The sequence below is a fragment of the Neobacillus sp. PS3-34 genome, from assembly GCF_030915465.1.
Taxonomy (GTDB): Bacteria; Bacillota; Bacilli; order Bacillales; family Cytobacillaceae; genus Neobacillus_A.
This window is the reverse complement of record NZ_CP133267.1, coordinates 1718492-1739509: the sequence shown is the minus strand read 5'-3', so window position 1 is coordinate 1739509 and position 21018 is coordinate 1718492. Positions and strand designations below refer to the sequence as shown.

The window sequence follows — 21018 nt, the reverse complement described above, 5'->3', positions numbered from 1 at the left end:
GCGCTTTCTGTTGATTTAAAGGATTTTTTTATCAAATTGTCCTCATTTCTTCCCCCGCAATGGATAGAGGCACCCTATATCCATCAGCCTGAAAATTTGAAACAAATATTCCAGGCTGCTCGGTTTTCAATCCTATCTTTCCATTTTTGCTGCTCGCCCGTATATTTTCAATAGAAGCGTTTAAAATATCGGAACCAATTTGAATGGCCTGAGGGGCGGAATCAACAACCATGACGTTACTTATTGCTACGTTATCGGAACGATTGTCTCCCCCAAAGACCTTGATATCCATGCCAGCCTTTTTAAAATGGCGGACCGTTACGTTATTTAGGGCGACGTTGCGGGAACGATACTGGATAGCGACAACAGGATTCCCCGTGTAATCATATTCGGGATCGCCAATCAACGTAAAATAATTAATGGCAACATTTTTATAAGCAGATACGACCAGGCATCTTGGTGTCGAATCTTTATATAAATCGGAGTAGATTGGAGCCAGAGCGACGAGGTTGGTTGCCTTTATGTTATAGGCCGTTTTCGATTCAGGATCGGAAGCTTTATGATGGCCGATATGCCTGAAATTATAGGAACGATTATCGTTTACAGAGAGGTGCCCGATAATTTGGACATTGCATGCCGCGGATGAACTGTCGTGGGCTTTGATTTCCACTCCTCCAAAACAGCGGGTAGTCGAATTGTTGATCAGCCATACGTTTTTCGACCCATCATCCACTTCAATGCCGTTGGAGTTTGAAAAGCCTTTTTTATGAGCACGACCGCTCGGATCGCACATATGGCTATTAGTAATCAAAATATTGTCGCTATGATGGGTCGTGATTCCATCATCACCAAATCCATAGCCATTTAACTGATCGAGCCAGATATATCGGCTTCCTCCGCGCGCCCGGTAACCATCGCCCGAGTAATTATATATCGTCGAAGAGATATCAAAGCAATGCAGCCCGGGGTTAATTCCTTCCACATCAAGTACCCATCCGAATGTCACATTGGCATAGGTCAGACAGCTTGAATGGTTGCCCCATGTACTCGTCTTTTCTGTATTTCCGAGCCTTTCCACATTCCAATCAAGGCTCATGCCCTGAACAAGTATATTTCTGTTGCCCCTCCAATGATTTCGATTTGAAATCAGTCTTGTTCCTTTTGGGGAACTGTCGTGAAGCCTAATCACCGTTTTGTTTTTACCTTGCCCAATCAGACATGTAAACGAAGGTAAACGAATGCCTTTCGTGATAAAAATTCCTGCCGGAACCTGGACAAGGGCATGCCCGCTGCCAATTGCTTTTTCGAAGGCTTCGGTACAGTCTGTAATCCCATCACCAACAGCACCAAAATCCTCCACATTTACTTTTCTTGCAACCTTCATTAAGTGGCTGTATTCCTCATCAAGAAGAGGCTTCCACTCTGGATAAGGTTTTCCTAGGTCATCTACGTACGTATTTAACATAATTTCGGCAGTAATAGATTTAACGGTTAAAAAAAATCGCCAAAATGCAGCTTTCCACTTTTGGAAAAAAGGAAACTGGGATGCATGTGGAATGGTAGCTTCTGTCGCAGGTTCATAACGATTATGCTCATATAGACGGTCTGTTTCTAAAAGCGCTTGTTTCATATCAAGCCTGCGGTTGGTCACTTCAGCTATTAATTTCTCATTTTTGCGCGGGTCGTGTTTTTTTTCTAGATAGAGCATCATTTCACCTCACTTTTAAAAGCAAAATCCTTTTTAATTTATATCATTATTCCCGGTCTGGAGGGATGTAATCTTATTAGATGCTGCACAAAGGGAGGAGAGGAAGCTTGTCAGCGATATAGCGGATCATAGGGATGAGGGGGGGATTTGATTTTAATAAATACATCCGTCTTACATATGTGTATAATAATGGTATAAATTTAAATTTTTGGAGGAAATAAAATGATGAATATGGGCAATGTATTTGGTTTGTTTGCAATAATCCCCATGTTACTGTATTTGTTAATTCTCGGGTTTAGTATTTATTTTATCTTTAGAACGATTAGGTTTATGAATGAAAAAACTGTATTAGATCAACAAAGAAATGAGAAGCTTGATTCTTTGATAAAAGCCATCAAAGAGAGTAAAGAAACTGGTAATAACTAATTTTATGATGTTTAGATTTATAAAAGGACTCAAAAAAGAGTTCCTTTTTCTTTTCTTTAATTATTGCCATTGCCGTTCCCCTAAAAAACAGCCAAGACTCAAAGTCTGGCCAGATGCTCGTATACTTCCCGCAGATTTTTAAAGCCCATCTCACGTGCTTTCTTCATATAATAGCTCCAAACCTCGGCAGCCATTTTCGCATCGCTGAGAGCGTGGTGCCGATTTTTTACCTCTACTCCGCATAAGTGGCAAATCTCCTCCAATGGGATCGCTTTTATTGAAGGATCGGTTAGGCGGATGAGAAAGGATGTATCGATGATCCGATGTTCAAATCCCGTTCGGAGGCGATCTCTTGTTAGTTTCTGCATGAACGCCTGCTCGTGCTTTGCGTGATGGGCAACCAGGATATTGCTATTAATAAATTTATAAAATTTCAATAAAACCTCTTCAGCAGGGGGTGCGGCAAAGAGGTCTTCAACCTTCACTTTTGTCAGGTCAGTAATATGCTCAGGCAGAGGAATGTCTGAATGAATAAGTGAATAAAAAGTTTTTTCCTCTGCAATCTTATCACCAATCATCTTAATCGCTCCGATAGAAATGATTTGATCTCCCTTTTCAGGATAGAAACCGGTTGTTTCAAGGTCGAATACAACAGCCTCGAGCATTTCGAACGGGGTATCCAAACTGTTTTTTTCTTTCATTTCTTTTTGCAGCTGGCGCATGAAAGAGATGTGCTGCGGATCAGTTTGGCCCTGAATGCCCGCATAAATATTGGAGCCAAGCTTTCCGGACATTTGCCTGAAAAACTGAATCATTTCATGCATACCCATATCATACTTCCTTTTCTACTAGCTTTCGAATTGAATGGTAAAGATGTGGACCATTTTTTATGCTTTCTTTGATTTCCTTCTTTTGCTCGGCTGTTAATTTATTAACTACTAAATAATGGCCGGAATCATAGTTTGTATGGTCACCCAGTGAAAGACGATAATTTAAGAGTTTTAAAAATTGATTCTCATATAATTGCCGGGCTGCAGGAGGAAGTGTTTTATCAGACAGCTTTTGGAGCCGGCCAAGTGTGGAGGTTTCCATTATATTTTCTTTAATGGCTAAAAGGCGGACAGCATTTACATAAGGATAGAGAGCTTTTTCTTTAATATTGAGGAGCCCAGTATGCGGACCGTGTGTTTCTGTTAAAAATTGCCCTAAAAGCCCAACACCTTTTTTAGGAGCATCGTATTATCGAGCATTCGTGCGAGTAAATGATCTTGGTGAATCAATTGATAGGCGTCTATTTTTAACTCCTGGATAAAAGGGTGTTCACCATATAAGGTACGGCCAGTCCATGAAAATCAATAAGTGGCGAATGGATTCCCAGCTCGATTCCTTGATCCAGTTAGCTAGCTGGAGCATCCATTCAGGCATGGATTTGCACCATAATGGATTGCTTGCCATGACACCTCCATCACAGTAAGCGTAGCCGGTCTGATGAAGTCCATCTGAAATTTCTTTCCCTAACCGCAAGAAATATTCCTGTGCGTTTGGACTGTTCTCTTGAAAAATGATGCCATGATCCTGGTCACTCCAGATGGATTGCTCAAAGCGGCCGGCACTTCCCATCACAAAAAAACAATAAGAGGATGGTGGAGACCCGAGCTCTTCATTTATCCGTTTTAGGGCTAATTCGATGACGCTGTGCATCAGATCATCATGGAGGCAGTTAAGCTTAAAGTGATCAAGGGTCTCCTTCTTTATTTGAAGATTCCTCCATGCCCCTATTTCTGAATAGCTGCTAAAAACCATCGTGTTACGGACCTCCTTTTTTGGAAAAAACTTGGCATCCGCCAAGCCCTTAGGCGAATGCCATAGTTTTTCTTATCACGCTCGTGAATGCCACGTCCTGTGGCACTCGCCTGACTAGGACATCCATGTCCTTCGTGCGTTCTGAATTTATGGAAATAAATTCTGATTAGCGAAAAAAATCCAAAGGCGAGTCCCATTTACGGGAGGACGCCTTATGGAATCTTGTAATTTTAAAGTTTTAAGCTTGCTTCTGTTCCTGGCGAAGCAATTCGGGATAGCCATAGCTCCCATGCTCGCTCATATCAAGGCCGATGATTTCTTCTTCTTCTGTGACGCGCAATCCTTTTAAAAAGTACTTAATAATCGATAGTAGCACGAAGGAAACAAGGAATGCATAAGCAGCGCAGGACACTACCCCCAATGCCTGGACGCCTAACTGTTCAAAGCCTCCTCCGTAAAATAACCCAGGCTTACCGATGGTGGCCAGTTCTTTTGTTGCAAAAAAGCCTGTCGATAAGGTTCCCCATATACCTGCAGTGCCGTGAACGGAAAGTGCGAAGATCGGATCATCGATACCTTTGTTTTCGAAAAAGCGAATGCTGTAAAATACGAGTACTCCTGCTATTAAACCGATGGCAACTGCTGCCCACGTCGATACAAATGCACATGAAGCCGTAATGGCAACCAGCCCTGCCAAAGCACCGTTCAGCATCATCGGTACATCCGCTTTTCCGAGAACAATCCAGGAAATGATCAAAGCAGAGACGGTACCGGCTGCTGCAGCAAGGTTTGTATTGAGAGAAACGAAGCCGAAAAAGGCACCGTCAACAGAAAGTGTACTGCCCGCGTTAAATCCGAACCAGCCTACCCATAAAAGAAGAACACTTAGAGCTGTAAAGACTTGATTGTGGCCTTCTAAATTATTCGCGGAACCGTCTTTGTTGAATTTTCCGATTCGTGGCTTTAACAAAATGGTTGCCGCCAATGCTGCCATGGCACCTGTTAAATGGACAACCGTGGAACCGGCAAAATCCTGCTGTCCATACTTTGCCAGCCAGCCTCCACCCCAAATCCAATGTGCGATTGGCGGATAGACAAAAACAGAGAATAGAAGGGCAAATACCAGATAGGATGCCAGTTTAGCCCTTTCAGCAAAACCTCCAAAAGCGATTGTTAACGATATCCCGGCAAAAGCGAGCTGGAATAAAAAGAAAGCAGAGCCTGAAAGTTTTACTCCTTCTAAATCGTACCCCGAATAAAGGAAGTCGGTAAATCCAATCAGAGAATTTCCTTTTCCAAAAATCAAACCAAAACCGGCAGCCCAAAAGACTATCGATGAAATTCCAAAGGCCAAAATAGTTTTGCCTGCGATATGGCCGGCATTTTTCATCCGGGTTGATCCGGTCTCCAGAAGAATAAATCCCCCAATCATTAATATTACAAGTACGGAACTAATCATTACCCATAAACTATTTAATAGATATGAAGTATTCAAATCATTCTCTCCCTTCAGTATTACGAAAAGTTAATTGCATTTTCGCACGTAAGAGGAGAGGAATCTATTAACTTGTTAGAAAATCTGACATGGTTTCACATGGAATGGAGCAGCTTTTTTCCCATACATTAATATTTTTTGAAGCCAAATTGGGCATTAATTTGGCCTTGAATCATTTTCTTGCGGATACTTTGCTCATCCTCTTTCTTCTTCCTGCGGATCATTTCCTGCCTTATTTCAAAGGTCTGGACTCCTTCTTCTACTTTGTTGGCAATATCCATTAAGGCTTCAACGTCTGAAAAGGAATACTTTCGGCTTCCGCCTGCCGATCGCTCAGGAAAGATAAGCTTCCGTTCCTCGTAATATCTTATTTGACGCTCGGAAAGTCCGGTAAGCTCTCTAACTACCCCAATACTTATGACCTTCTTTTCTTTATAAGAATTGTCTCCCATTTTTTCACCAGCCCGTATTGTGTTTTTGATATTATAATATATTTTATGTTAGGTTTTCTAACATGGGATTAAAATTAAAAATAATTTTACTTTTTGAAATGGGTTATGCCAGAGTAGGGGGAGGTAATAAAATAATTATAGAAGGTTATATTTTGGAAGATTAAAATAGGAGCATGCCTATGAACTTATTCCAAGCTTTAGAAAAAAGCCTTGAACGGGAACTCCGCATTCAAAAAAAAACAGATGGCTTCCTTTATCACTATACGAATCTGCAGGCGCTGTATGCAATTATCAGCACAGGGGTTTTTTGGGGGACAAGAAGCGAGTTTTTGAACGATACCTCCGAATTGAAGCATATAAAAAACGTCATTGAAGAAGTGACGGGAAAAATATCAGAGAATGCCCCGGAGTTTGCCTTTAAGGAAGCCATCTTCAGAAACCTGAACGGAATTTATTTTAGTATGCATCACCGAAGCAAGTGTTACGTTTTATCGCTGACAGACGTTTCTGATTTAATTACAAACTGGTCTTCATACTCCAACTTTGACGGCTACAATATTGGTTTGGACTCTGCTCATTTACATCAAATTCTTGATCACCGATACAATCATTCCTATATAAGCGGGTATGTTATTTATGATGAGGAAATTCAAGAGGACATAATCAAGGAGGAATATAAGGAGTTTCTTCAAATTTGGAGGTCTGTTGATGGGTGCTCACAAGAGGGGCTTGACCAAATTGCAGATAAATTCATGTTTCGGATATTAATCTACAGTTACTTTTTTAAACATCCTTCCTTTAAGCAGGAGGAGGAGTACCGGATTGCGTTTTTTCCGGAATCTTTTCAGGATTCACGGAAAACGGATGTGAAGTTTAGAACGTCCAAAGGGGTCATTACACCTTTTATTGAATTGAACTTGAAAGAAATAACTGGTGATAAAACAAAATTGCCTTTGAAGGAAATCTGGATTGGCCTACAAATAAAATGGATAATGCCTTTCTCGGCATCGACACTTTTTTAAGCTCTCTGGGATATGATACCGAATCAACAAAAGGGACACAGATAAAAACGTCCATAATTCCTTTAAGGTTTTGAGTGACAGGCACCTTCCAATGAATTGGAAGGTGCCTGTCACTCAATCAAAATCAAAAACTTCTACAATCCGGTCGGCCTTTAATCGTCTTTGGCAAAGTTCGAACAGCTGCTCAACAAATCGTTCTACTCCGTTAATAGCAAAAGGGATGGGAACTTCAATGGTGAGAGAACCGAAGGATTGTTTAAAATAAGCCTTTCGCTGATCATTTTTTCCGTCGCGTTTTAACGGATTGTACTTCCAGAAAAGCTTCGCCTGGCTATCCTCATCGATTATTTTTTGGATTTCTGCCAGGGTAGTGGATTTATTATGAGAATAGATGACTAAATAATAATTATCGTTCCGGTGCCAATCTATGAATAACAGGTAGCAACCGTCAATCCCGGGTTTAACTACTTCAAAGCCTGCAACAAGCGGCTTGCCGTTCGACCATTGATGGAATGCCCGTAAAGATCCGGAGGATGTTTCAAGTTTATTCACCTCATAATTTCCCGGACTCGATTTCCCCCAGTTTTCAATAAGTTTGGATATAGATAAGGCTGTTCTTTTTCCATGGATTTTCTCCTTGTAGGGTATTTATCCATTATTATAAGCGAAAAAGGTGACAGGCACCTCCCAATTTTTTGGGAGGTGCCTGTCACCTTTTTTTTGAGTAAAATTACCTATATTGCATTTAGAGAAAATGGGTAAATATAAACAAACAGAAATATGTCTGTTTTTAAATTGAAAGGAAATTGAAATCTTCTAGGTAAAAAGCTTTGTTAGAATAATAATAATACAGACTAATATGCTACACATTGTACGAATAGTATAAGGTGTACTATATAGAAACTATTACTTAGCTTGCCGCAACTAGCAGGCAGATCCAGCAATTAAATGATTCAGACGCATATATTTAGCTTAGGCTATAGGCATTTTAATCAGGGGGGAAGGCAATGACCTTGGAAAATCAGTTGATTCAGAAATTATCGTATGAAGCTTTTATGCAGGAAAATGAAAAGAAACACCCTATTCAAGTTCTTGGTGAGGCATACCAGGAGGAGCAAAAGAATGATATGCCTGATTTGGCATATATTCGGTTTGCGCAGGGAGAAATATATTATCATCATAAGGATTTTGAAGCTGCGATTTTTAAATGGGAAAATATCAATAATGAGCTTGAGCCATAGGCAAGAAAAATACGGCGGATGCTTATTATGAATTAGGGCTCCTCTCGACGGCTGAGGATTTTTACAAATCAGTTGTCACGGATAATGAGATTTTGAATACAGAAGTGGCGTTGCAGCTTTTTTCATTGTACATAGAAAGAGGCAAGCTCGAACCTGCTGTTAATATCATTAAAAAGACAGTTTCATTAAATCCGGATTACCCAAATGTCACCGAAATTGCCCGTGCTTTCTTCGAAGGGGAAAAGGATTGGAAAAATGCCGTTGAGCTGGCCGTTAATGAATCGATTCGGACGGAGTCTCCAGCCTGGTTCGATGTCCTGAATTCTTATATCGATAGCGGATTTACACGTGATAACATCCCGGAATACTTTTTACCAGTTTTAAATGTGTTATATGGAGTAGATCAAAGGCGTTTTGAAAAATTAGCGGTGTCTTTATGGAATAGTTATAGAGACGGAGATTATTATTTTGCTTGGCTAAAAGAATTTAATCAGCTCCTTTTAACTTTAGAGGTAAATAGGCAGGATTCCTGGCAAAACCTTTCTGAACAATATCAGGAAGCTTATTTTTGGCTGATTGATGGAAGATTCCTTATCAAAAAGATAAAGAATCTGGTTCCTGTTATGCTGACAAATTGGCTGAGGGTTACTGATTCGGCCATGCCTTATCTGCTTCAGCAGCGGTATTATCTTGGGGCGAAATTTTCCCTTCCAGTATCAGCCCAGAATCAGTAGGGGATGCTGAAAAGCTATTAAGCTATTCAGGCAAAAACGTCAATTGGCTTGAAGAAGGCTCAAACTTTTTGATACGATTCAGAACTGGTCAAAGGGCTTCGGTATGGAAGTTGGCAATCGGATGAACTGGATTATTGAAGAGCTGACCGATTTTAATACACACCATCTTCTCGTTGCAGGCATGAGCGGTAACGGGAAGTCTGCCTTTATCAATACTGTGCTTGGGGAAGAGATTCTTGGCGACGCTCCTACTTCCGCTATGGTCATGTTCAGGGACCATGCCCAGGTTGAAATTGATGAAGTAACTGATGGAGAAATAAATATGGTTTCCGATCTGACAGATTTTCAAGAAAGGACGGAAAGACGGCGCAATGCGGGTTCCTCAATTGTCGACTTTAAGCTGCCATCTCAATTTTTACAGGAGAATCACATCTCCATTATTGATACACCTGGATTTAACGGGAATGGCTTTGAAGGAAGTGAAACGGCGAAATACCTTCATTTGGCCGATACTCTGTTATTCGTTTTAAATGCAGATTCTCCGCTTACCGACCGTGAAAGGGGAATATTATCCTATATCCAGGAGCTGGCGCCGCAAATTCCGGTGCATTTCCTTCTGAATAAAATGGATATTCTTTATAACCAAAAGGAAGCAGCTGCCGTTGTAGATGAAACGTGGGCTAAAATAAACAGTTATTTTCCGAATGCTAAGGTGTTTGCCTTTTCCTCACAGTATGAAAGCACTCAGCAGCTGAGAGATTTAACGGAATTTATTAAATTGAATGTCAGCCTTGGAATTTCTGACGAAGAACGGACGGCAAAGTTGTTATTTTTCGTCCGCCAGACGATCACAAATTTATTGCAAAATCGAGTAGCCATGGAAAATGATCTGGTTGAATCCATTAAATGGAACAAGGATATGACAATTAAGCTTAACGGTGCCAAAAATCAACTTAATGATATTGAAACGGAAAAGAAAAGAATCATCACAAAGTCCTACCATTCGATCAAAGAAGAGATTAAGAATGAAATTTCAGATGAAATTCCCAAATTGCTGCGGGATAGCTCAAAGCTGATAACAGAAGAGAGTGACTTCGGTAAAATTCATCTGGAACTCAATGAGGAAATGAATAACAGAATCCGGGAGTACCTGGAGGAGATTGTAATGCCTAAATACTACTATTCTCTTCAGGAATGGATTAAACAAGCGAGGGCGGAATTCAGTGAAAGCCAGAATTATTTGGATGAAATGAGTGAAGGCTTCAATACGCTGTACGGAGAAGAACGAATCAAACTGGATTGTGACTTTAAAATACTGGATGACTGGCGCCGGGATGCGGACCGGATGACAAGCGGCATACAGGTGGAGAAGGAGAATATCCTGTTGCGACGAACCCCAGGACAGTTTTTATTAAAGAGTGCCGGGAAACTATTCGGAGCTCTTCCGCAGAATAATACGATGCTCTATAACAAATACAAGGCGTTTGTTGAAAACGAAGACTACCATGAAACAACTGATTCTGTTACAAAGAAATTCCTACAGCAATTTGAAATATTTGAGAAATCGATGGATCGGGATATCACTCTGTTTTTTAAAAATCCTTTATACGTATTGAATGATGCCGTGGAGGAAACGAGAGTAGAAACAGAGACGAATCAGGAGAAGCTGGATCAGATGAGAACCAATCCGGAAGTTTATCGCGATCCGTTGGCCTTATTTGAAGTAAGGCTCCGCCAGTATGAGTGGATGTCCGTTGCTGAAAGGGAAAACTATATCCATTAAATAGAAAGGGAGGAAGATGAAACAATCATCTTCCTCCCTTTTTCGTGGTCTAGGAAATTATAAAATTAAATGATGTGGATATCTTCTACAAGTCGTATTAATCTAGCTCCACAAGGAAAGCTTCGGCAGCATATACTTCGCACGAAGAAAAAGCGATAGCTTTTTCGAGGAGCCCCCAGCCCCTCGGGGTCATAAGCCAAATCACTCCAGAAATCAGGATTTCCTGCGTGATTCGTCTTATGCCTGTCGGGGCTAACCAGGGCGCTTGCGCCTTTTGTTCACTAAAGACGAACCTCAGCCCCCTCGGAAATTGTTCCCGTTTCAACCACAGAGGCGTAAACTCCAAATATATTAGCTCTTTCCTTTACCAAAGTTTTAAGAACGGCAGAATCTTTTAATGAAGGGTTATCCGGGTCTACATTCACATACATACACCGTTCGCAACCTTGATTAACCTTGAATGTTACATTGCCAATGGTGATTTTTTTTCCAATCCATTGTTCCTCCTCAAAAGGAGTGGCGCTTTCCAATTCAATAACTATATTTGGTCGGAACCGTCTAAGATCAAGAAGCCCTTTCCCGCACAGCTCACTTAATTTTTCAACTGAAGCACTGGAAATAATTAAAACATGGTCTTCCCAGTAGGCGCCCCTTTCGGTTTGATTAAAGGATATCTGTTTTAGTTCACCGGGAAATTTTACTTTAGATTTCAGTTCATCAAGCACATTTTCATCCCAGGAGATCTCCCTGCAGTCCTTTGTACTGATGGCTGGAATCCAATTGTTCCCGTTATTTATTAATTTTGCCTGATAGTTTAGGAGTTCAGGCATATTCTCCACAGTCAGGTATTTCGAATCCAGCATAAAGGCAAACGAGCGGTCACCGGGGATACCGTGTTCCAAAACAGGTGCTTCTTGCAGGCGTTCACCGCCCATCGATTTTACCGGATATCTATATAACTCTTTAACTTTCCCGACTCTCATGGATATTCTCCTTTAAGGTTATTGATAAAATTATTTACTATTTGTTTAAAATTGTAAATCTTAAATACAGGGTATTTTTTGTTGATGAAGAATAACTTTAGAACAGGATTATTTTAACCTTAAAAACTATTTTTGGGGAGGCTGTTTTAATGGAATTAAAAGAATGCCGTGCACTCGTAACCGGAGGAGCTTCAGGGCTTGGGGAAGCTACTGTCAGAAAAATTGTTGGGAATGGCGGGAAGGCGGTCATACTAGATTTGTCTGAAGAAAACGGGCAAAGGGTCTGCAGCGAGCTGGGAGAGGCAGTTTCTTTTCTAAAAACGGATGTGACGAAGGAAGAAGATGTCCAGGCGGCAGTTGAGCATGCCATCCAAAAGATGGGTAGAATCAATACAGTCATTAATTGTGCAGGCATTGGCATAGCGGAGAAGCTTTTGGGACGTAAAGGGGTTCACAGCCTTTCATTGTTTTCCAAGGTCATTTCAGTCAACCTGATCGGTACCTTTAATGTAATCCGGCTCGCCTCTGAAAAAATGATAGAAAATGGGGTCAATGAAAAAGGAGAGAGAGGGGTCATCATTAACACTGCTTCTGTGGCTGCCTTTGAAGGGCAGATTGGCCAGGCAGCATATAGCGCGTCAAAAGGCGGAATTGTCGGCATGACTCTGCCTCTTGCGAGGGAACTTGCGAGATACGGCGTCAGGGTAATGGCGATCGCACCTGGGTTGTTCCATACGCCGATGTTTGATTCACTTCCACCAGAAGCTAGGGATTCGCTTGGGGAAATGGTTCCATTTCCTTCGCGCCTCGGACATCCAGAAGAGTATGCACAGCTTGCAGGGAGTATCATCGAAAACCCGATGCTGAACGGGGAAACGATTCGCCTCGACGGAGCGATTCGGATGCAGCCGAAATAAAGCATGTTATGATTGCTGTTAATATCTTAATGATGAATACATTCATTCATAACGGATAAAGTTCAACGAATAAACACCCCTTGAGCCTTCAAGGGGTGTTTATTCAATATTTTACTGAAGTCCTAAATCAACCTATTTAAGCGTATCAACTTATATATATTCCCTTAATGTTTGCTGTAACGTTCCCTTTGTTTCTGACTGAAGGTCAAAGGAAACTCTTGAGTTGATCATTTTTCTGACAAGCTCGGGGCGTAGACCTGTAATGACTGCTTTACATCCCATCATGGAAATACCACTTAGTACTCTTTGGAAATGATCAATTACATCTATCTCCATTTCACCTATACCAGAAAGATCCATAATCAATGTTTGGATTTTTAAATTTGATATATCCATCAACACTTTTTCTTCAATTATTTGCATACGATATGAATCAAGTATGCCAATCAACGGCAATACTGCAACAGATGTGCTAATTGGTATAATTGGAACGGAGAGATGTTCAACCAATTTTCTTTGAGAATTAAGTAATTCATCTTTGAAATTTGAATAGCTAATGAAAAAATTGTTAAGAAACTGGTCCACTTGATCATTTACTTTTTTTTCTAAATCGAAAAAATAATCACGATTAAAAGTTTTTTCGTTTAAGCGTTCGTATTTATGAAGAAAATGCCAAAGTGTTCGTCTAATTGCCTGTACCCATTCCAGTTTGAATGATAAAGTTAATGAATGCTGCGCCCAAGCCACACCTTCATATTTTGCAAAAGCAATGAGCTCTTTATCTTTCTGTTCTATAACATTCAGAACTAATTTTTCTGCATTTTTTAAAAGATCAATATTTCCAGTAAGTAAAATTTCATTAATTTTGGAAGCAACGTTAACTGCCTCTTTTAACAGTTTTTCCTCGAAGTTTGCTCTGTTGGCGATAATAAATTCTGTAAGTTCCGCTCTTTGGTTATCAGTTACATCCATTTTTAGTGCTCCCCTCGTTTAGTTTCTAAATGATTTGTCTGATTGATAGGTTTCACCAATACGAATTAATTACTTATTCTTTTTTTAAAAAGATAAATCCTTCTTTATCTTACTATTTAGTGGAATCTTTATTATTCTTGAGATATTCAAAAACAGTTATTAATAGGAGATGGAATTAATATGAACACTGCACTTATAGTTGTCGATATGCAAAATGCTTATTTTGGAATGGATAATTGCAGGAAAAGCCTGCAGGGCATCCTGGGTTATGTTAATTATTCAATACATAAATTCCGGGAAGCCGACCAGCCTGTCATTTTTATTCAGGATGAAGATCCAGGCGTAGAGTCCCCAGGCTATGATCTATATGAAAAAATGGATGCAGACAAAACGGATATTTTTATTTCAAAACGGTTTTCAAATTCATTCTGGCAAACGGATCTCGAAAATATTTTGAAGGACTTGAACGTCGGTATGGTGCTGATTTGCGGGTTTGCCGCAGAATACTGTGTCCAGGCTACATATCAGGGTGCAATGGAAAGGGGATTTGAACCAGCGCTGCTTCAACATGGAATCGCCAGCAGCAACGAGAAATATGTGGACTTTGTTCAGGATATTTACAGAACGACCTCAATTAAAGTAGTAGAGTATATGTTCAAAACTAAAGGGTTTTAAAATAAAAAAGCTGTCTGAATCCCATGGGATAACCAGACAGCTTTTTCATCACCAAGGAAATTATAAAATTAAATGGTGCGGATAACTTCTACAAGTTGTATTAATCTAGCTCCAGCCCCCAGCCAGTTTTCACCTTTGAATAGCTCCTTTGAATATCTTGCTCCAAGCATGACCTTTAGGTGATGCTTGGAGCAGCTCGGGGTCATAAGCCAAATCACTTCAGAAATCAGGATTTCCTGCGTGATTCGTCTTATGCCTGTCGGGGCTAAACAGGGCGCTTGCGCCTTTTGTTCTTTTAAAGAATAGGATTAATAATCAGGATTTACGAGGCATTTATCGCTCGCCTTTGTCTGGGTTCTTTTTTATTTGAGGTAAAGCTATGCAATATCATACCTAGCGTTACGAGGAAGATGCCGCACCACGATAGCACCGAAGGTATTGGGGTAGATAGGAAAACAAGCTCGCCTGCCAGAGCAAATAACACCTCGATTGACTGGGTCGCTTCCACGGAAGCCAGCTTTTGCATATTGCCTCTGACCAGATCCGTTGCATTGAAAAATAGGACCGTTGCAACAACTCCTGAACTTATGGCCACCAAAAGAGACTGATAGGTTTGCCCGATGCTTGGCGCTCCTGCTGTGAAAATTGCATAAAGTGATAGTACAATCCATATAGGCAAACTCGCCAAAGTCATCCCGAGGACACGCTGATAGGCATCCAAACGTCCTTTGCAGATGTCCATCATTTTTCGGTTGCCGAGCGGATAGGCAAATGAGGCAATCACAACTGGGACAGCGCCGAGCAGCAATCCGCCGAACGAAATGTGTTTCGCCTGTTCAACTTGCATAAAAATAATACCCAGCAGAATGATCAAGGACATCGAGAGCCCTTTAAAAGGAATTCTTCCCCTTGTTTTAAGGATTTCGTTTTTTGTATGGATGGTTTCCATAAATAACGGGGCGAGCAAAGATCCAGATATGATCGTAATTTGCCAGGTTCCAGCAATAAGCCAACCTGGTGAGTATGCTGCAGCAAAGCACAATGGGGCATAAAACAGACCAAATCCTATAAAGCTCCATAAAAGCCATGATCCTGGCTGTTCCTTCATCATCTGCAAAAGAGGGCGAAGGTTTTTCCTTATCATGACAATGGATAATAAGAATGGAACCATAAAAAAGTATCTTAGTGATGCACTCCATAGCCAGCTGCCGCCAGACAATTCCATTGACCGATTGAGAATAAATGTAACAGCAAAAAAGAATGCTGCACTAATACCTAATATAATAGGTCGCAATTCCATTCCCTCCTTTGTCTTTCCAATCAAAGGCATCCAATTTAATTTTTTTATTTTTTCCATTAACCATTATAGCAAAGTGTGGTCCTTTTGTTTCGAAGATTCAGAATATAGGGTAATTCATTTCTAAAAATATTTAGTTTTACGAAATTTATTAACAAAAGAATGAGAGAATGATATATTAATTGGGTAATTTTTCTTTTTATTCCTGAAATATCTTTTTTTATGTTTTTTTGAAAAAAATTCTCTGTAAAGAAAAAGAATATAAGTGCATAGTAAGTATTTTTAAGGGGGAATGGAAATGACTTTATCAATTCAAAACTTAACCAAGCGATATGGAGATAAAGCAGCGGTTAACAATATTTCAATAGAACTTCCCAAGGGACAGGTGCTGGCTGCTCGGTAGGAACGGAGCCGGCAAGACAACGACCATCAAAATGATGCTCGAGTTGATTAGGCCGGATGGAGGTACGATCAGCTGGGATGGGCAGCCGTTTAAGAGGGATGACTTATCCATTGGCTATTTGCCGGAAGAACGGGGATTGTACGCAAAAACAAAAATAGCTGAACAGCTTCGTTACTTTGGAAGGCTGGAGGGTATGGATAAAAAAACAATCGATGGAAAAATCGATTATTGGCTCGAGCGTTTTGAGATACCTCATTATAAAAATAAACAGGCTGGCGAACTTTCCAAAGGAAATCAGCAGAAAATCCAGATTATAAGTACGCTGCTGCATGATCCGGAAATAATCATTCTGGACGAACCTTTCAGCGGCCTTGATCCCATTAATGCCACCATGCTAAGTGAAGTGCTCGAGGAGCAAATCAAGCAAAACAAAACGATTATTCTATCAAGCCACCGGATGGAACAAATTGAAACATTTTGCGAAAATATCTGCATGATGAAGGATGGAGAAATTGTAGTGGCCGGTAGATTGCAAAAGGTAAAGGATGACTATGGCTATAAAAACCTTTCGATTACATCTGACCTGCCTTTGGAGCCTGTTTTTATGGATTTAAACATAACCCATGAAAAGAAGGGGTCTACGTATATAACCAAGGTACATAACGAGAGTGAGGGATTAGACATCCTGAATGCCCTTTCCGGAAAAAGCATACCGATTCGTAATTTTTCATTGTTAGAGCCAAGCCTGCACCAGATTTTCGTTGAGAGGGTGAGTTAAACCATGAACAAATTCCTTACTGTATTGATGTTTCACCTGAAAGAAGGGTTATCTGCCAAAAGCTTTAAGATTACGATTGTCATCCTGTTTGCAGCCATTTTGGGCTTTTTCGGCTTTACCCATTACTTTGGGCAGGATGAAAAAATGGCGGTTTCAGTTGTAAATTCTTCCCCAAAATATAAATTGGATGTTGAACACTTAAATAAGGTCGGCCAATTCGGCAAATTTAAAGAAGCCGCTGAAGCAGACTTGAAAAAGCTTAAGGGAAAAGTAAAAGACGGAGATACCGATGCGCTGCTTGTTGTTTCTGGTGACGCCGAACATCCTTCGGTTGAATATTTTCACGAACGGGTACCCAGCTTTGAACTTGTAAATTTAGTCAAGGCCGAGATTCAGCCACAATACCTTAATAAGGTCATGGTGGATAAACAGGTCCAGCCAGAAACGGCACAAGCGCTTTTGACAGAGGTTCCAATCAAAGAGAAGCCATTGAAAAAGAGTGATTCGACAGGCCTTGTATACTTTTTTATCTTTCTTATGTATTTATTCATTATGATGTTTGGACAGATGGTATCCATGAGCGTTTCAGGAGAGAAAACATCAAGAGTCATGGAAATTATGATTACAAAGGTTAAGCCGATTGTGATGATGTACGCCAAAATCATTTCTTCCATGATTATTGGTTTATCACAAATTTTAGCTGTGGCAGCAGGATATGGGCTATCAAAAGCGATTGGATGGACAACAGATGAACTGACTTTGTTCTCAATGCCTCTTGATTTATCGGTGCTAAACATAAAGGTGTTTTTATTTCTAGCGTTATACTTTTCATTAGGATTCATATTATACGCCTTGTTATATGCTGCAGTTGCATCAGTAATAAACAGGCTAGAGGATATATCATCAGTTGTTTTTCCTGTATCACTCCTGCTGATGGGCGGATTTTTCCTCGGAATGAAATCGATGTTCAATCCCAATGACACAATGGTAGTCGTAGGATCCTATTTTCCATTTTTCTCGCCGATCGTTACGTTTTCAAGGATTGTATTAGGCGAGGCTTCGGTGCTGGAGATCGTTCTGTCTCTGCTCATATTAGTGACCGCGATTCTCGTAATTGGCATTTTTGCAAACCGCATTTACTTGAATGGTGTCATGAGATATACCAGCAAAACCACGATTAAAGATGTAGTAAAGCTTGCGAAAAGCGGATGATAAAATAAAAACCAGTTCCGATAAGGAACTGGTTTGATGTTTAATTAGGAAGCCGCCTTTGCCGTAGTCAAGTATAAGAAAGTTTTAAACCACCACTCCTCAAAGTGGGTGTTCGCAGAAACCTTCCTGCCTGTCCTCCTTGTCATATAGACGGAGGCTTGTCATGCGGGTTTCAATGTAAAACTCCCTATTACAGCTTAAAGGTTAAAACTTAATTATCATTACGAACAACGCAGCTTATATAAGAATAATACATCATTCCTTTGATGAATTCAATGGCAGATGTTTCATCTCCCATATTTACAAAGTAAAATCAAATTAGTATGGAATATAATCAAAGGCAATAATTGGAATGAAATTTATGATTTATTTTTGAAAAAAAGGGAATAAAGATTATATAGATTTTTGTGGATTAGAGGTGCATAAATGGCAGACAACTTTGAACATCTTATGTTTATACGGGAACTTGGCCGCTTGATGATTGATTATCATAATTGTACCGATACAACTATCAAGCAAGAAATATATAATGATATTAAACTGTTAGGGAAGGTAATTAACTTATAAATTAAGGGGATTTTTATGCCTCTTTAAATAATATGTGATATTAGTTTTGTATAAAGTGTCCTCAATCGGACACTTTTTTGTTTTTTATACTGTTAAATAAATTTTTGGAATATTGTAACTATTATTGCGTAAATCAGAAATAAACCTGTTATTATGGAAGGTACAAGGTGATTTACATTAAAACGTAAGCGATTACAAAAGGAGGATTGTGAATGGGCCATCTATACTTAAAAGAAGAGCATGTGATGTTTCGGAAGTCATTGAGAAAATTCCTTGAAAAAGAAGCATACCCAAACTATGAAAAATGGGAGGAAGATAGGATCATTCCGCGGTCCTTCTGGACAAAGATGGGTGAGCAGGGGTTCCTATGCCCGGATTTGGATGAAAAATATGGCGGAAGCGGGGTTGATTGGGGTTTTTCTGTCATCATTAATGAAGAATTGGAGAGGGTGGGCTCCGCATTGTTGGTATCGGCCTTCATAATGATATTGTAGTTCCTTATATTACAGCTTACGGAACGGAAGAACAAAAGAAACGCTGGCTGCCGCAGTGTGTGACGGGAGAAATGATTACGGCGATTGCGATGACGGAGCCTGGAACAGGTTCTGATCTTGCCAACATTTCAACCACTGCAAGGCTTGAGGGAAGCCATTATGTTTTAAACGGACAAAAGACGTTCATCACTAATGGAATCCATTCAGACTTAATCATCGTCGCCTGCAAGACAGATCTGAAGGTGGTGCCAAAACATAAGGGCGTCAGCCTCCTATTGGTAGAAAGAGATTCTCCCGGCTTTTCCAGAGGGCGGAAGTTGAATAAGGTCGGCCTTCATTGCCAGGATACAGCAGAACTAATTTTTGAGGACTGCATAGTTCCGAAAGAAAATCTTCTCGGTGAAGAGGGAAAAGGTTTTATGTATTTAATGGAAAAGCTTCAGCAGGAACGCCTTGTCGTGGCGATTGCAGCGCAAATCGCTGCTGAAGAAATGTTTAGGTTGACGCTCGAATATGTGAAGAGTCGGCAAGCGTTCGGTAAGGCAATCAGCCAGTTCCAAAACACGCAATTTAAGATGGCGGAAATGGCAACCGAGATAGAAATGGGAAGAGCCTTCCTGGATGGATTAATTGTCGATCATATAAATGGTGAGAATGTAGTCACAAAGGTTTCAATGGCGAAGTGGAAGCTCACGGATATGGCAAAGAGAATAGCTTCGGAATGCATGCAGCTGCATGGCGGCTACGGTTATATGGAAGAATACGAGATTGCTAGAAGGTACCGTGACATTCCGGTTGCAAGCATTTATGCCGGAACGAATGAAATTATGAAAACGATTATTGCAAAGAATTTGGGATTATAGGCTGAGGTCAGTAATCACAGAAGGCACTCTTAATATAGAAAGGAAGATAATATGCGTGAAGTTGTGATTGTTGAAGGAGTTCGGACACCGGTCGGCAGGAGGAATGGTGCGTTAAGGGATATCCGCCCCGATGATTTGGCGGCTCTTGCCTTAAAGGAATTAGTGAAGCGTGCAGGTGTTGCTCCTTCGCTGGTTGAGGATGTTATTTTAGGATGCGTCACACAAGCTGGAGAGCAGGCGGGGGATATAGCCAGAGTGGCAGCATTGATTGCCGGATTTCCGATTGAAGTTCCGGGAACGACGATTGACCGCCAATGCGGATCGAGCCAGCAGGCTGTCCATTTTGCTGCCCAGGCTATTTTAGCCGGAGATATGGATGTCGTGATTGCCGGAGGGGTTGAGAGCATGTCACGCGTTCCGATGGGTTCCAATTATCAGGGGGCAGGGGTTAGTGATGAGCTGAAAAAGCGTTATGAAGTAATCCACCAGGGCTTGTCCGCAGAGCGAATTGCTGAAAAATACGGTTTCACCCGGAAGGAATTAGATCAGTTTTCACTTGAAAGCCATGAAAAGGCACTCTTGGCACAGGAGGAAGGACATTTTTTAAAAGAAATTTTTCCTGTGAAGCTTGAGGACGGCACAACCGTGACAGAAGATTCCGGTCCTCGGAAAGGAACCTCGCTTGAGGCGTTGGCCGGTTTAAAGCCTGCTTTTACGGAAAACGGGGTTATCCACGCGGGCAATTCCAGCCAAATCAGTGACGGGGCAGCAATGTTGCTGCTGATGAGCAGATCAAAGGCAGAAGAGCTCGGCCTAAAGCCGCGTTTCCTTGTCCATACCCGTGTCGTTGTCGGATCAGATCCAACACTCATGCTGACCGGTCCGATTCCGGCTACTGAAAAAGCGTTGAAAAAAGCCGGGCTTTCAGTCGACGATATCGATGTGTTTGAGGTGAATGAAGCGTTCGCCCCTGTCCCGATGGCTTGGCTGAAGGAAACAGGGGCAGATCCGAAAAAGCTCAATCCAAATGGAGGTGCAATTGCCCTTGGACATCCGCTTGGAGGGAGCGGCGCCCGCCTAATGGTAACAATGATGCATGAACTGGAACGGACAGGAGGCCGTTACGGACTGCAGACAATGTGTGAAGGGCATGGCATGGCGAACGCAACCATAATTGAACGTTTGAATTAATA

The 21018-nt window shown here is 40.9% G+C and carries 16 protein-coding genes, 1 other RNA gene and 4 pseudogenes; 9 read left to right on the top strand and 12 right to left on the bottom strand.

What is annotated here, in order from left to right; all coding sequences use genetic code 11:
- Positions 1-31: 31 nt before the first annotated feature.
- The gene (locus RCG23_RS08920) at positions 32-1711 is read right to left on the bottom strand and encodes a glycosyl hydrolase family 28-related protein (protein ID WP_308179408.1); all 1680 of its coding nucleotides are present in this window, start codon (positions 1709-1711) and stop codon (positions 32-34) included.
- Positions 1712-1930: 219 nt separating this feature from the next.
- Here RCG23_RS08920 and RCG23_RS08915 point away from each other — a divergent pair, with 219 nt between their 5' ends.
- Positions 1931-2134 (top strand): hypothetical protein, encoded by a 204-nt coding sequence (locus RCG23_RS08915; protein ID WP_308179407.1) that lies wholly within the window; start codon positions 1931-1933, stop codon positions 2132-2134.
- A gap of 98 nt (positions 2135-2232) precedes the next feature.
- Here the strand turns inward: RCG23_RS08915 and RCG23_RS08910 are convergent, their stop codons facing one another.
- From RCG23_RS08910 to RCG23_RS08890, 5 genes and pseudogenes are all read right to left on the bottom strand, one after another.
- Entirely contained in the window at positions 2233-2964 is a 732-nt protein-coding gene (locus RCG23_RS08910; RefSeq protein ID WP_308179406.1) for an exonuclease domain-containing protein, read from the bottom strand.
- Position 2965: 1 nt separating this feature from the next.
- A pseudogene (locus RCG23_RS08905) lies at positions 2966-3349 on the bottom strand (putative nucleotidyltransferase substrate binding domain-containing protein); the annotation flags it as partial.
- A 105-nt stretch (positions 3350-3454) separates the two neighbouring features.
- Complete coding sequence (locus tag RCG23_RS08900; RefSeq protein ID WP_308179405.1) at positions 3455-3937, bottom strand: DUF294 nucleotidyltransferase-like domain-containing protein; 483 nt, start codon at positions 3935-3937, stop codon at positions 3455-3457.
- Between the two features lie 238 nt (positions 3938-4175).
- Positions 4176-5432: an ammonium transporter gene (locus tag RCG23_RS08895; RefSeq protein ID WP_308179404.1), complete on the bottom strand. Its 1257-nt coding sequence runs from the start codon at positions 5430-5432 to the stop codon at positions 4176-4178.
- Positions 5433-5560: 128 nt separating this feature from the next.
- On the bottom strand, positions 5561-5884 hold the full coding sequence (locus tag RCG23_RS08890) for a MerR family transcriptional regulator (RefSeq protein ID WP_308179403.1): 324 nt from the start codon (positions 5882-5884) through the stop codon (positions 5561-5563).
- Positions 5885-6063: 179 nt separating this feature from the next.
- Between RCG23_RS08890 and RCG23_RS08885 the strand changes: the two genes are divergently transcribed.
- A complete protein-coding gene (locus tag RCG23_RS08885) occupies positions 6064-6906 on the top strand; it encodes a DUF2971 domain-containing protein (protein ID WP_308179402.1) in 843 nt (280 codons plus the stop codon).
- A 114-nt stretch (positions 6907-7020) separates the two neighbouring features.
- On the opposite strand, the gene RCG23_RS08880 is transcribed toward RCG23_RS08885, so the two are convergent.
- On the bottom strand, positions 7021-7458 hold the full coding sequence (locus tag RCG23_RS08880; RefSeq protein ID WP_308179401.1) for a hypothetical protein: 438 nt from the start codon (positions 7456-7458) through the stop codon (positions 7021-7023).
- 455 nt (positions 7459-7913) lie between these two features.
- Between RCG23_RS08880 and RCG23_RS08875 the strand changes: the two are divergent.
- Positions 7914-10664, top strand: a pseudogene (locus RCG23_RS08875) (dynamin family protein).
- Positions 10665-10945: 281 nt separating this feature from the next.
- On the opposite strand, the gene RCG23_RS08870 reads toward RCG23_RS08875, so the two are convergent.
- Positions 10946-11647, bottom strand: coding sequence for an MOSC domain-containing protein (locus RCG23_RS08870; protein WP_308179400.1), 702 nt, complete (start codon positions 11645-11647; stop codon positions 10946-10948).
- Positions 11648-11796: 149 nt separating this feature from the next.
- On the opposite strand from RCG23_RS08870, the gene RCG23_RS08865 reads away from it, so the two are divergent.
- Complete coding sequence (locus RCG23_RS08865) at positions 11797-12564, top strand: 3-hydroxyacyl-CoA dehydrogenase (RefSeq protein ID WP_308179399.1); 768 nt, start codon at positions 11797-11799, stop codon at positions 12562-12564.
- 150 nt (positions 12565-12714) lie between these two features.
- On the opposite strand, the gene RCG23_RS08860 is transcribed toward RCG23_RS08865, so the two are convergent.
- Positions 12715-13536, bottom strand: coding sequence for an STAS domain-containing protein (locus RCG23_RS08860; RefSeq protein WP_308179398.1), 822 nt, complete (start codon positions 13534-13536; stop codon positions 12715-12717).
- A 180-nt stretch (positions 13537-13716) separates the two neighbouring features.
- Between RCG23_RS08860 and RCG23_RS08855 the strand changes: the two genes are divergently transcribed.
- Positions 13717-14211 carry a cysteine hydrolase family protein gene (locus RCG23_RS08855; protein ID WP_308179397.1) on the top strand — a complete coding sequence of 165 codons (495 nt, stop codon included), beginning with the start codon at positions 13717-13719 and terminating at the stop codon, positions 14209-14211.
- A gap of 68 nt (positions 14212-14279) precedes the next feature.
- Here the strand turns inward: RCG23_RS08855 and RCG23_RS08850 are convergent, their stop codons facing one another.
- Together RCG23_RS08850 and RCG23_RS08845 are read right to left on the bottom strand one after the other, a co-directional pair.
- Positions 14280-14417 (bottom strand): hypothetical protein, encoded by a 138-nt coding sequence (locus RCG23_RS08850; RefSeq protein ID WP_308179396.1) that lies wholly within the window; start codon positions 14415-14417, stop codon positions 14280-14282.
- Between the two features lie 116 nt (positions 14418-14533).
- Positions 14534-15505, bottom strand: coding sequence for a DMT family transporter (locus RCG23_RS08845; RefSeq protein ID WP_308179395.1), 972 nt, complete (start codon positions 15503-15505; stop codon positions 14534-14536).
- Positions 15506-15806: 301 nt separating this feature from the next.
- Between RCG23_RS08845 and RCG23_RS08840 the strand changes: the two are divergent.
- Positions 15807-16689 (top strand): annotated as a pseudogene (locus tag RCG23_RS08840) (ABC transporter ATP-binding protein).
- Between the two features lie 3 nt (positions 16690-16692).
- Positions 16693-17901, top strand: a complete 1209-nt coding sequence (locus tag RCG23_RS08835) for an ABC transporter permease (protein ID WP_308179394.1) — start codon at positions 16693-16695, stop codon at positions 17899-17901.
- 45 nt (positions 17902-17946) lie between these two features.
- Here RCG23_RS08835 and ssrS read toward each other — a convergent pair.
- Positions 17947-18143, bottom strand: a non-coding RNA gene (gene ssrS, locus RCG23_RS08830) — 6S RNA.
- A gap of 537 nt (positions 18144-18680) precedes the next feature.
- Here ssrS and RCG23_RS08825 point away from each other — a divergent pair.
- Positions 18681-19825: pseudogene (locus tag RCG23_RS08825) on the top strand (acyl-CoA dehydrogenase family protein).
- A gap of 51 nt (positions 19826-19876) precedes the next feature.
- The gene (locus RCG23_RS08820) at positions 19877-21016 is read left to right on the top strand and encodes a thiolase family protein (protein WP_308179393.1); all 1140 of its coding nucleotides are present in this window, start codon (positions 19877-19879) and stop codon (positions 21014-21016) included.
- Positions 21017-21018 lie beyond the last annotated feature (2 nt).

What these genes read in the sequence shown, in the direction of transcription:
- RCG23_RS08920 (WP_308179408.1), bottom strand. Translation starts at nt 1,711, where the DNA reads ATGATGCTCTATCTAGAAAAAAAACACGACCCGCGCAAAAATGAGAAA.
- RCG23_RS08915 (WP_308179407.1), top strand. Translation starts at nt 1,931, where the DNA reads ATGATGAATATGGGCAATGTATTTGGTTTGTTTGCAATAATCCCCATG.
- RCG23_RS08910 (WP_308179406.1), bottom strand. Translation starts at nt 2,964, where the DNA reads ATGGGTATGCATGAAATGATTCAGTTTTTCAGGCAAATGTCCGGAAAG.
- RCG23_RS08900 (WP_308179405.1), bottom strand. Translation starts at nt 3,937, where the DNA reads ATGGTTTTTAGCAGCTATTCAGAAATAGGGGCATGGAGGAATCTTCAA.
- RCG23_RS08890 (WP_308179403.1), bottom strand. Translation starts at nt 5,884, where the DNA reads ATGGGAGACAATTCTTATAAAGAAAAGAAGGTCATAAGTATTGGGGTA.
- RCG23_RS08885 (WP_308179402.1), top strand. Translation starts at nt 6,064, where the DNA reads ATGAACTTATTCCAAGCTTTAGAAAAAAGCCTTGAACGGGAACTCCGC.
- RCG23_RS08870 (WP_308179400.1), bottom strand. Translation starts at nt 11,647, where the DNA reads ATGAGAGTCGGGAAAGTTAAAGAGTTATATAGATATCCGGTAAAATCG.
- RCG23_RS08865 (WP_308179399.1), top strand. Translation starts at nt 11,797, where the DNA reads ATGGAATTAAAAGAATGCCGTGCACTCGTAACCGGAGGAGCTTCAGGG.
- RCG23_RS08860 (WP_308179398.1), bottom strand. Translation starts at nt 13,536, where the DNA reads ATGGATGTAACTGATAACCAAAGAGCGGAACTTACAGAATTTATTATC.
- RCG23_RS08855 (WP_308179397.1), top strand. Translation starts at nt 13,717, where the DNA reads ATGAACACTGCACTTATAGTTGTCGATATGCAAAATGCTTATTTTGGA.
- RCG23_RS08850 (WP_308179396.1), bottom strand. Translation starts at nt 14,417, where the DNA reads ATGACCCCGAGCTGCTCCAAGCATCACCTAAAGGTCATGCTTGGAGCA.
- RCG23_RS08835 (WP_308179394.1), top strand. Translation starts at nt 16,693, where the DNA reads ATGAACAAATTCCTTACTGTATTGATGTTTCACCTGAAAGAAGGGTTA.
- RCG23_RS08820 (WP_308179393.1), top strand. Translation starts at nt 19,877, where the DNA reads ATGCGTGAAGTTGTGATTGTTGAAGGAGTTCGGACACCGGTCGGCAGG.